The sequence below is a fragment of the Candidatus Eremiobacteraceae bacterium genome (genome assembly GCA_035295225.1).
In the GTDB taxonomy this organism is placed as follows: domain Bacteria; phylum Vulcanimicrobiota; class Vulcanimicrobiia; order Eremiobacterales; family Eremiobacteraceae; genus JABCYQ01.
The window spans coordinates 17,222-27,880 of sequence record DATGJI010000040.1; the positions used below are offsets into that span (position 1 = coordinate 17,222).

The following is a 10,659-nucleotide window of genomic DNA, read 5'->3' on the forward strand; positions in this document are numbered from 1 at the left end:
AAAGGAATTCGCAGATGACGCGTTTTGTAGTCGCTGTGATGCTTTGCGGGTGTGTGCTCTGCACACTCGGCGGATGCTCGAGAAACTCGTCGGAGACCACGTCGGCTTCCGCGACGGTAACGCCGGAGGCAACAGATACAAGCGGCGCGGTCGTCGGTGCGGATTCGATGGCGGCACCGTCATCCTCGCCGACACCGCCATGGGGCAAAATAGATTTCAGTCCGGACCTCGTGGTCGCTTTCACACCGGTCTGTGCGGCGGCGCCCGCAGGTGCTGGTCCGGACAGCGGCTACACGCTTACGTTCGGTGTGAACGACCAGGTGAGCTATGGCAAGCTGCGCATCCCCGACTATGCCGGCGCGGACGGCACGTTCAGCGAATCGGATAAAGTTCTCGCGCAGGATCCGGCGCTCGCGATCGTCTTCAAGACCGACTCTCTTCGCATCACGAAGGACAGCACGATCGACACGAGCTTAACGGAACATGGGCTCCACGGAGTAGCGCAGTTGGGAAACTTCAGCTTGGACGGCAATGCAAAGAATGCCGGCTCGATCACGTGGGAATGCACGGAGTTACAACAGTGACTGACAGCGATACATCAAAGGCGCTTGCGGAGATCATCGCGCTGCTCAAGAGCATCGATCAGGCCGTCAGGAAGATCGCCGCGGAAGTGGGCGAGCGCTGAAGATCGGTTCCTGAAACCGGTCTGAATGCGGCGTGAGCGGGCTCGGTCACGCAGGCCGCCGGCCATTACGCCGGCGAGCTATGAGATCTGCTTCTGCGCAAAGCAGGTCAGTCGAGATTGCGATCGCGGCCCTAGCGCCGCTCGACGCAGCCAGAATCACCTGGTGAACCGTCGTGACCGCGTCGCCGGCTGCATAGCAGCCGCGGACACGCGTCTGACTTTTCTTGTCGACGACGATCGCTTGAGAGCGGTCCACCTTGCAGCCTAATCGTTGGGCGATTGAACAGCATTGACGGAGCGGGGCTGGGATGAACAAGGCGTCGCACGCTACCCGCTTCCCATCTTCCAATTCCAGCGCGACCAACACCCCGTTCGTGTCGCCCACGAGCCGCTTTATCGGTCCTTCGAAGAACTTACACGCCGTCGCATCGATCCAACGGCGCTGCTTCGCAGTTAATGTGTTTGGTTCGCTCTGGCTGCAGATCGCGACTTCTTTCGTCCAGCCATACAGCTCTTGAGCGAGGTCCACTGCCTCTCGCCCCTTTCCGTAGACAGCGATCTTTCGATCGCGGAATTCCCAGCCGTCGCAGAATGGACAGACAAACACGCCGCGCCCCCAGAAGTCAGCAATATTTTCAATCGGCGGGAACGTATCCCGAACCCCGTTCGCGAGCAGGAGCCGCTTTCCGGAGAACGTTTCGCCGGATTCTAAATCCACGGAGAATCCATTTTGGATCCGCTTCGCTAGACTGACGGTCGAATTGATAAGTTCAACACTTGGATAGCGTCTAAGTTCCGCCCGGGCGATTTCTAGAAACTTCGCAGGCGGCATCCCGTCCCTGGAGATGAAGCCATGCATTTGTTCGGCTGCGGCGTTGCGCGGCCGCCCGTTATCGCAGACCAGTACTTTTCGGCGTGCACGGCCGAGCACCAGTGCGGCGCTGAGGCCGGCCGTTCCACCGCCGACGATGATGACGTCGTACAGAGCGCCGCGGACAACGTCGTTCGGAGGCGGCACCGCGGCTGAAGCTTTCACTGTCATATCGTTTTACTTGCGACAACAATATCGACGCCGCAATGGTACCCGCTTTTGCCGAGCGGCAATCAACCGGCTGCGATCGGCCCGAGCGAATGCTCCGTCTGAGTCGGGTGCGAGGTCAAAGCGCGCATGCGGAGGAAGAGTCCCGACCACTTCAGTCCTTAGGAGACAAACGCAATATGGCAATGCGCAAAGGTCGCAAGACCAAAAAGAAATCCGCGGTCAAGAAGGTCGTTCAAGCCGTCAAAAAGGCGGTGAAAAAGACTCTGGGAAAAGCAAAAAAGAAAGGCAAGAAAAAAGCCAAATAGGGCGGCGTAACGATCATGGGCGCGGGCTCCGCGCGTTTCCGCGCGTACGCCCGCTCATGCATCGCCGTTGGTGGAGCGGACCTGACGCTTTGCGGAGCGCAGGTCCGCTTTGACTTTGTTTATCGTCCGTTCGGGAAGCGGGGTGCCCACGTCGCCCATCTTCCGCTTGCCCGCAATGGCCAGAATCGCCGCCACGCAGGCCCAGACGATCGTCACGATCAGCACCGCTAACCAAAGCTGAAGCGATGAGGCTAAGAGCACGATCGTCAGCATCGTGAGGCAGAGCAGCGCGAACAATCCGGCCACGGCAGACCCGCTCAACATCCCGGCGCCTAATCCGGCATCTTTCGCCTTTTGAAGCATCTCGGCGCGCGCGGATTCTAGATCCTCTCTGATCAATATGCTGATATCGCTCCCAAGCTGTTTGAGCGATTCAGTAAACGATTCGGACTCGTGACCATCATTTTTTGCCATCGCGCCCTCCATGCGACTTCTCGCATCGTACCCGCCCGGCGGTGCGCAGAAAACGTTGAATCCGTTTGACCTTGAGGAATCGAGGGAAACCGACGACTAGATCACTTTCGAGCTCTTCGCACGCCGGAGGCAATGATGCGGGCTAAAAAGACGGCGCGAAAATCGTCGCATAAGACATCGTCTGGGCGAAAGATGGGTTCCAAACTAAAAGCCGGAGTCGAGAACACGGCAAACAAAGCCAGGCGGACCGTCAAGAAGGCCGCGCAAAATGTACATTCGAACGCAGAACGGGCGATCGAACTCGGCGCAGCGCTCATTCGCGCCGGCGAGCTCATACAGGAAGGCGCATCATTTCTCGACTCGGTGGCCGTTCGAGTGTCGGGCAGCCGCAACAGGCGGTAAACCGCAAATGGTCAGCTGAACGCAAGAGCGCCGAGGAATCAACCTCGGCGCTTTCTCTCTTCAACCATGTCCCTTTACGTGGAATTGCGTGATTGGCAGTCTCTTGACTAGAGTGCCAATTTGATTATAATCTTGTGTTGCGAGGTCTCGTGCCTCGCTGCAGCACGAAAGGAGTCTGAGACCTTGTCGAACTCGCTCTCGAAAATGAACGGTCAGGAACAAGTTGGCGGCCGCGCGATGCCGTGGACCCCGCTTCGCGATCTTCTCGGCTTCGATCCGTTCCAATCCATCCGGGCTTCGTATGGCTTCGACTATGAAGTGAGCCGAATCGAAGACGGCTATGAAGTTGAAGTGCCCGTGCCCGGATACGGCTCGGAGCAGGTTGACGTGAGCTTCAAAGACGGCGTTCTCAACGTGGCCGGCAAGAACGAACGGCATTCATTCACCCGATCCTTTACGATTCCGGAAGATGTTGATGCCGACGGCATCGCCGCGCGCGTCAAGGACGGAATGCTCGTTCTGACCCTCAAGCGACTGCCGGAAGCCGAACCGAAGAAAATTCGCGTCCACTGAAGTCGGTGTCGGGATCGCGATGCCATACATCGCGATGCGCGGCGATAAAGCGGCTTGCGTTGCGGCGCTGCCATGGGTTCGCGTGATCGGAATGACCCGGAGAAACTTCGGAGCCGTTCTGATGCGCCGTGACCGGGCCGAAGAAGCGAAACCCGCGATTGCTTTTGGCGACGCGGGTTTCCGGGTTGAATCTTGGCTCCCCGACCTGGACTCGAACCAGGGACATTCTGATTAACAGTCAGACGCTCTACCAGCTGAGCTATCGGGGACCACAGGTGGCGAAGCGCTATTTTATCAGTTTTTCGACGACAACCCTTCCGTTAGCCGCTCCTTGACGGCAGGCCACTCGGTGTCGATGATCGAGAAATAGACCGTGTCTCGAACGCGGCCGCTGTCCGTGATCAGATGCTTGCGGAACGTCCCTTCTTCTTTCGCGCCGATCCGAGCGATGGCGGTGCGCGATTTGTGGTTGAGCGCATCGGTCTTCAACTCGACGCGAAGCGCCCCGAGCGTCTCGAAAGCGTGGGTCAAGAGCATCAGCTTCGCTTCGGTGTTGCTCCGGCCGCGCTGATACGCGGCGGTCAGCCATGTGCACCCGATCTCAAGGCGGCGATTGGATCGATCGATGTTCATATAGCGCGTGGAGCCGATGACATCGCCCGTCGGGTGAGCGACGATCGCGAACGGCACCGAAGTGCCCTGGCGTTGCTCGTCGAGCGCGCGATCGACGTACGCGCGCATATCGTCGGCGTTTTTCACGTTAGTGGGGATCCAACGCCACAACTCCGGATCGAGTCCCACGCGAACGAGACCTGGCAGATGATTCATCGTGAGCGGCTCGAGTCGGACCGCCGAGCCTTGCAACGTCACCGGTTGGACATCCATACGTATGGATGATATTCGATACGGTCAATAGAGACACGCTGCGCGCCGATTCAGATGACCTCAGGCAGAGCGCGCCATGCGCAACGCGAGCGATCGTGCTTGACGAATGCAGTCCGGAACGGAAAGCCCATGCAAGAAATTGCCGCAGACGGCGAGTCCGGGCACGTGCGCGGCGGCATCCTCAATCGCCTGAACACGCCGATCGTGGCCAAGCGTGTATTGCGGTATTCCGGCATCCCAGCGGAAACCAGCGACGACGCGCGGTTTCGTGGGCGCGATCTGCATCACCCGTCCTAGATCGTCGTGAGCGATCGCCGCAATCGCCTCATCGGAGGACGAGAGGATCGAGGCATCGCGGGCGCCGCCCAGAAACGCGGTCACGAGCACATCGTCGGGGCCGCTTCGGCCGGGAAAAACGATGGAATTCCACACTGCGCCGAGCAATCGAACGGGCGCGAGCCGCATCGCGAGAAATCCGAAGCCGTCGAGTGGCACGCCGATCGCCGCACGTGGATACGCGAGCGCGACCTGCGCGATCGGCACACCGGGTATCTCGCTGACGGCGCGTGCGGATGAAGGCGCAATAGGATCCAGAAGCCGGGCAGCCGCGGCGACCGGCACGGCAAGGACCACTTTTTTCGAACGCACGGTTGCGGGCGTCGGCCCGCCGATCGAGAGCGTGAAGCCCGCATCATCGCGTGAGATGCAGTCCACGGGGCTTTGCGTTCTCATCGCGTCGCCGAGCGAGGCGGCAAGCGATTCGATCAGCACGGCGTTGCCTCGTTCGAAACTTACCGTGGCTGGTCTGGCGGCCGACGACCGTCGCCGCCGAGCTGCGCGCAAGACACTGCCGTGCTCGCGTTCCATCGCTTCCAGAACCGGAAACGCGGCGCGCACGGAGATCTCATCCGGGTCGCCCGCGCATAATCCCGCCACGTACGGTCCCACCGCGGCGTCAACGATTTCGCGGCAAGTCCGCCGCGTCACGAATGCGCCGACCGTCTCGTCTTCTGTGCTCGTGCGCGCTGGTACGGCCGGCTCGCGCAGCAATCGCCACTTGGCCTGCATAGAAAGCAACGGTGTGGAAAGCAGCGCGAGCGGCGACATCGGCAGCGCGACTAGGCCTTGCGCCGTGGCGATATAGCGCTTCTTCGCGGACGCCGACGCAGTGACCAACTTCGACGTGAGGCCGAGTGCCCGGCAAAGATCGGTCAGCGGCTGCGACGCGAGCAGACTCTGCGGGCCACCCTCGGCGACGAATCCGTCGCGCCGGATCGTTCGAATGCAGCCGCCCGGTTCGCTCTCCGCTTCGAATACTGCCGCGCGCACGCCCATCGCCCGGCACTCAAACGCGCACGTGAGGCCGGAGATGCCGGCGCCGACGATCGCGATGTCCAGCGGTTCAGCGTCTAGATTCACGCTGTCGCGCCGGCCGGCGCCTGGTGCTCGCGTTCCAGCGTCTTCTCGGTCAGATCGGCGAGGCAACGGATGTAGTCAGGATGGCATTTCACGGCGCACGCGCGCCGGAATTCTGCGACGCCGCACTCTCGGGCCACCGCGGCGTACTGGATATCGATCTCGTTGAGCGTCTCGACGTGCTCGCTCACAAACGCGATCGGCACGACGCAGATCGCCTTGGCGCCCGCGCGCCCGAGCTCTTGGATCAGTCCATCGGTCGACGGTGAAAGCCACTTGTCCGGCCCGAGCCTGCTCTGAAACGCGAGGTGCGCCGGTCCCGGATGTGCGAGCGATGCGGTCGCCTTCGCCATCGTGCGTTTGATCTGGTCCAGATACGGGTCGCCGCGTTCGATATACTTGAGCGGCAATCCATGCGCGGAGAACACGAGATGCACGTCGGCTGCAGGCGCGACAAAGCCAGCGAGCGCGCGGCGCGTCACGTCGACGAGCGCAGCGATGTAGGAAGGTTCTTCGCAATACTCTTCGATCACACGCAGCCGGTACGGTGCGTGCAGCTCCGCCGTCACGCGCCGGAACTCGTTCAAACTCGAGCGCGTGGTGCTGTACGAATACTGCGGATACAGCGGCAGAAAGACCAAATCCGTCACGCCGTCAGCGACGGCCTGTCGCACGGCGACGTCCGAGAACGGATGCCAATTTCGCATCGCGACATAGACAGGCATTTCGCTCCCGCGCCTCCGGAGTTCGGCGCGCAGCGCGTCGGCCTGCGCATCGGTCTGTGCGCGCAACGGCGAGCCGCCGCCGATCGAGGCATACAGCCGTTGCGAATAGCGGTATCGCCACGACGCGATCGCCCATGCGAGCGGCTTCACGAGGAATGAAGGCACGGGGATATTGTCCGGGATCAGATCTACGAAGAAGTTATAGAGGAATGCACGGACGTCGGCGAGCGTCTCCGGACCGCCCAGCTGCGCGAGCACGACTGCGGGCGTGGGCCGACCGAAAGTCGGCCCCTTCATAGCGATTGCTCGGTGGCGACTTGGGGAGCAGCGATGAATGCTTGCGCGCAGGCGATCGACGTTTGCGGCAAGACGCCGTGTCCGAGATTGAGGATGTGGCCGATCGGGCCGGCCGCTTTCATCGCGGCGCGCGCATGGCGCGTCACGGCCTCGGGCGTGGAAAGCAACACCGTCGGGTCGACGTTGCCTTGCAGGGCGACGCCGGCGCCGAGGCGTTCACGAGCGTGCCTTAGATCGAGGCGCCAGTCGATGCTCAAGACGTCGGCGCCGGCCCGCGCAAGGGAATCCAACTTTCCCGCGCAGCCGTTCACGAACAAGATCGACGGCGCGCCGGCACGCCGGATTCGCGCGAGCACGGCGGCATGGTACGGTGCTGCGAAAAGATCGAATGCATCGGGCGCGAGTTCTCCGGCCCACGTGTCGAAGACTTGAACGACCTGCGCACCCGCTTCGACTTGCGCGGCGGCGTACGCCGAGACGGTCTCAGCCAGCTTCGCCAGGAGCGCGTGCACGACCGCAGGCTCTGCATAGATCAAGCGCTTTGTCTCGGCGAACGACCTGGAACCGCCGCCCTCGATCAAGTACGATGCAAGCGTGAACGGCCCGCCGACAAACCCCACAAGCGCCGCCCGGTCGGCAAGCGCTCTCCGGACGAGGCGCAGCGCATCGAGCACGAACGACATGCTTGCCGGCTCGGGCACACGCAGCCGGTCTACGTCGGATAGTGTCCGGATCGGAGTTTTGATCGTCGGTCCGCCGTCGCCGAATTCCACCGAAGCGCCCATCGCTTCGAGCGGCACGAGGATATCGGAGAAGATCACACAGCCGTCCATACCAAATCGATCGATCGGTTGGAGCGTGACCTCCGCCGCGAGCTTCGGAGTCTTGCAGAGCGTGAGAAAATCGACATTCGCGCGCACTGCGCGATATTCCGGAAGATAACGCCCGGCCTGGCGCATCATCCAAACCGGCGTCTTGTCGACCGGCCGGCTCCCGCACGCAGCGAGAAAGCGCTCCGACCCGTTCAAATGGACAAAACCGCGCCGACCGGCGCTATTTGAGGACCGGCAGCGGGAACTTCTCGTCGTCGAGCTTGATCCCAGCGGCATCGCGCAACGACGCTGCCATGTCCAGCCGTTCCCACGGCAGATCCAGCTCTGGCCGGCCGAAGTGTCCGTACGCGGCCGTCTGCCGGTAGATGGGCCGGCGCAGATTGAGGCGTTGGATGATGGCGCCCGGACGGAGGTCGAAGTGACTCGATATCAGTTCCGCGATCTTCGACTCGTCGATTCGGTTCGTGCCGAAGCACTCCACCATGACGGAGACCGGTTTCGCAACGCCGATCGCGTACGCGACTTGGATCTCGCAGCGATCCGCAAGGCCGGCGGCCACCACGTTCTTCGCGACGTAGCGCGCCGCATAGGCGGCTGAACGGTCGACTTTTGTCGGATCCTTGCCGGAGAAAGCGCCGCCGCCATGGCGCGCCATGCCGCCATACGTGTCGGCGATGATCTTGCGGCCGGTCAGCCCAGCGTCGCCGAGCGGTCCGCCGATGACGAAGCGGCCAGTGGGATTGATGTAGATGTTGGTCTTTTCGTCGATGCCTAAATAACCGTCGACCGCCGGACGCAACACATGCTTCAAGACGTTGTCGTGGATCACGCCATGGTCGTACCCGTGCGCGTGCTGCGTTGAGACCACGAGCGTGTCGATGCGCACCGGTTTGTGTCCGTCGTATTCGATCGTGACCTGCGCCTTGCCGTCCGGACGCAAGAAGTCGACCACTTCGTTCTTGCGCGCGGCCGCCAGCGTGTGCGTGATGCGGTGCGCCAGCACGATCGGCAACGGCATGAGTTCCTTGGTCTCGCGGCACGCGAAACCGAACATCATACCTTGGTCGCCGGCCCCGACGGCGGACATCGCTTCGGCGGAGCCTTCCTTTACCTCGAGCGCGCGGTCGACGCCGAGCGCGATGTCAGGCGACTGCTCGTCGATAGAGACGGAGATGCCGCAGGTGTCGGCATCGAATCCGAATGCGGAGTCGGTATAGCCGATCGAACGGACGGTATCGCGTACGAGCTTGGGGATATCGACGTAGCACGACGTGGATATCTCCCCGGCGACGTGCACTTGGCCGGTGATGACGAACGTCTCACATGCCACGCGGCCGTTGGGATCTTCGCGAAGCACGGCGTCAAGCACGGCATCCGAGATCTGGTCGGCGATTTTGTCGGGATGCCCCTCAGTGACGCTCTCCGATGTGAATAACCGCTTGTAAGCCATCTCAGGTTCCTTCGTTCCACGAATCAAGATATTTTTGCTGCTCTGGACTTAGCACGTCGATCGTCACACCGAGCGCCGCGAGCTTGAGCCGGGCGACTTCTTCATCGATCTCTTTCGGCACGCTGAAGACGGACGCTTTTAGCGTGCCGCGCCGCTTGACGACGTATTCGGCGGCGAGCGCTTGGTTTGCGAACGACATGTCCATCACGGCCGCCGGATGCCCTTCCGCTGCAGCGAGGTTGATCAAACGACCTTCGCCGAGCAGACAGATCGTGCGGCCGTCGCCGAGCTTGTATTCCTCCACGAAATCGCGCGGCCGCGTTTTTTCGCCTTCGGCAAGCCGTTCGAGCGCTTCGATATCCACCTCGACGTTGAAGTGGCCGCTGTTAGCGACGAAAGCGCCGGTCTTCATCGCGAGGAAATGCTCCTCGCGCAGCACGCCCGTATTACCCGTGACCGTGATGAAGATGTCGCCGCGCGACGCCGCCTCGCGCATGGTCATCACCGAATAGCCGTCCATCGCCGCTTCGAGCGCTTTGGTGGGATCGATCTCCGTGACCACGACTTGTGCGCCCATTCCGCGCGCGCGCTGCGCGATGCCGCGCCCGCACCAGCCGTAGCCGGCTACGACGATGACTTTACCCGCGAGCAGCACGTTGGTGGCGCGCACGATGCCGTCAAGCGTTGACTGGCCCGTGCCGTAGCGATTGTCGAAAAGGTGTTTGGTGAGCGCGTCGTTGACCGCGACGATCGGATATTTCAACACGCCGTCGCGCTCCATGCTGCGCAGGCGGATGACGCCGGTCGTCGTCTCCTCGGTCCCGCCGATGATGTCGCCCATTTTGGCGGGGTGTTTGGTGAGGATCGTCGTCACGAGGTCGCAGCCGTCGTCCATCGTGAATTGCGGACTGGTCGCGATGACGGCTTCGATGTGACTGTAATAACGCGCGTTGTCCTCGCCCTTGACGGCGAAAACTTTGCAGCCGTGATCGGCGACGAGCGCCGCCGCGACGTCGTCCTGCGTGGAGAGCGGATTGCTCGCGCAGAGGGCCACTTCGGCCCCTCCCGCGCGCAGCGCGATCATCAGGTTTGCCGTCTCGGTGGTCACGTGCAAACACGCGCCGAGACGAATCCCCGCGAACGGTTTCTCCTTGGCGAAGCGCTCGCGCACCGCGGCGAGAACCGGCATGCTCTGCTCGGCCCACGCGATGCGCCGGCGGCCTGAAGGAGCCAGCCCAGGATCGCGGATGTCGCAGGCTGCCGCGGCCAAGCCTTCATGCGTGGTCGACAAAGGACGAACCCTCCGGGTGAAAATGCGGAATAGCGGGTAAAATGCTTGCAACGTTCTTGTCTGTCCCGAGCCTGGAATCCTCGACGTTTCTTTCCGAAAGGAGCCACGGGCATGCGCAAGCCCTTACTGAATCTCGCCTCGATGGCACTCGCGATCGCCGCATCGTTCCTCATCACCGTGCAGCCGGTCAACGCGGCCGTGACGGTCGTTGTGAATGGCACGACGATCGCATTCGATCAGCCGCCGATCGAACGGTCGGGCAGGGTATTCGTACCTCTCCG

The 10,659-nt window shown here is 61.9% G+C and carries 11 protein-coding genes and 1 tRNA gene; 3 read left to right on the forward strand and 9 right to left on the reverse strand.

From position 1 onward, the window contains the following. The first annotated feature begins 14 nt into the window (after window positions 1–14). The gene (locus VKT51_06315) at window positions 15–584 is read left to right on the forward strand and encodes a hypothetical protein (GenBank protein HLJ83766.1); all 570 of its coding nucleotides are present in this window, start codon (window positions 15–17) and stop codon (window positions 582–584) included. A gap of 147 nt (window positions 585–731) precedes the next feature. On the opposite strand, the gene VKT51_06320 is transcribed toward VKT51_06315, so the two are convergent. Continuing rightward, a complete protein-coding gene (locus VKT51_06320; protein ID HLJ83767.1) occupies window positions 732–1,727 on the reverse strand; it encodes an NAD(P)/FAD-dependent oxidoreductase in 996 nt (331 codons plus the stop codon). A gap of 35 nt (window positions 1,728–1,762) precedes the next feature. On the opposite strand from VKT51_06320, the gene VKT51_06325 reads away from it, so the two are divergent. Continuing rightward, complete coding sequence (locus tag VKT51_06325) at window positions 1,763–2,032, forward strand: hypothetical protein (GenBank protein ID HLJ83768.1); 270 nt, start codon at window positions 1,763–1,765, stop codon at window positions 2,030–2,032. 54 nt (window positions 2,033–2,086) lie between these two features. Here VKT51_06325 and VKT51_06330 read toward each other — a convergent pair whose 3' ends face one another. After that, a complete protein-coding gene (locus VKT51_06330; protein HLJ83769.1) occupies window positions 2,087–2,506 on the reverse strand; it encodes a phage holin family protein in 420 nt (139 codons plus the stop codon). Between the two features lie 639 nt (window positions 2,507–3,145). Between VKT51_06330 and VKT51_06335 the strand changes: the two genes are divergently transcribed. Continuing rightward, window positions 3,146–3,481 (forward strand): Hsp20/alpha crystallin family protein, encoded by a 336-nt coding sequence (locus VKT51_06335; GenBank protein ID HLJ83770.1) that lies wholly within the window; start codon window positions 3,146–3,148, stop codon window positions 3,479–3,481. A 193-nt stretch (window positions 3,482–3,674) separates the two neighbouring features. On the opposite strand, the gene VKT51_06340 is transcribed toward VKT51_06335, so the two are convergent. From VKT51_06340 to ahcY, 7 genes are all read right to left on the reverse strand, one after another. Continuing rightward, window positions 3,675–3,750 (reverse strand) — tRNA-Asn (locus VKT51_06340). A 25-nt stretch (window positions 3,751–3,775) separates the two neighbouring features. After that, entirely contained in the window at window positions 3,776–4,366 is a 591-nt protein-coding gene (locus VKT51_06345) for a GNAT family protein (GenBank protein HLJ83771.1), read from the reverse strand. Between the two features lie 60 nt (window positions 4,367–4,426). Next, window positions 4,427–5,785 (reverse strand): protoporphyrinogen oxidase, encoded by a 1,359-nt coding sequence (hemG, locus tag VKT51_06350; protein HLJ83772.1) that lies wholly within the window; start codon window positions 5,783–5,785, stop codon window positions 4,427–4,429. Beyond that, window positions 5,782–6,804, reverse strand: coding sequence for a ferrochelatase (gene hemH / locus VKT51_06355; GenBank protein HLJ83773.1), 1,023 nt, complete (start codon window positions 6,802–6,804; stop codon window positions 5,782–5,784). Before hemH ends, hemG begins: the two co-directional genes overlap by 4 nt. Continuing rightward, the gene (gene hemE / locus VKT51_06360) at window positions 6,801–7,832 is read right to left on the reverse strand and encodes a uroporphyrinogen decarboxylase (GenBank protein ID HLJ83774.1); all 1,032 of its coding nucleotides are present in this window, start codon (window positions 7,830–7,832) and stop codon (window positions 6,801–6,803) included. The genes hemH and hemE overlap by 4 nt, the downstream gene beginning before the upstream one ends. A gap of 25 nt (window positions 7,833–7,857) precedes the next feature. Next, entirely contained in the window at window positions 7,858–9,087 is a 1,230-nt protein-coding gene (metK, locus tag VKT51_06365) for a methionine adenosyltransferase (protein ID HLJ83775.1), read from the reverse strand. A gap of 1 nt (window position 9,088) precedes the next feature. Beyond that, a complete protein-coding gene (gene ahcY, locus VKT51_06370; GenBank protein ID HLJ83776.1) occupies window positions 9,089–10,378 on the reverse strand; it encodes an adenosylhomocysteinase in 1,290 nt (429 codons plus the stop codon). Between the last annotated feature and the right edge of the window lie 281 nt (window positions 10,379–10,659).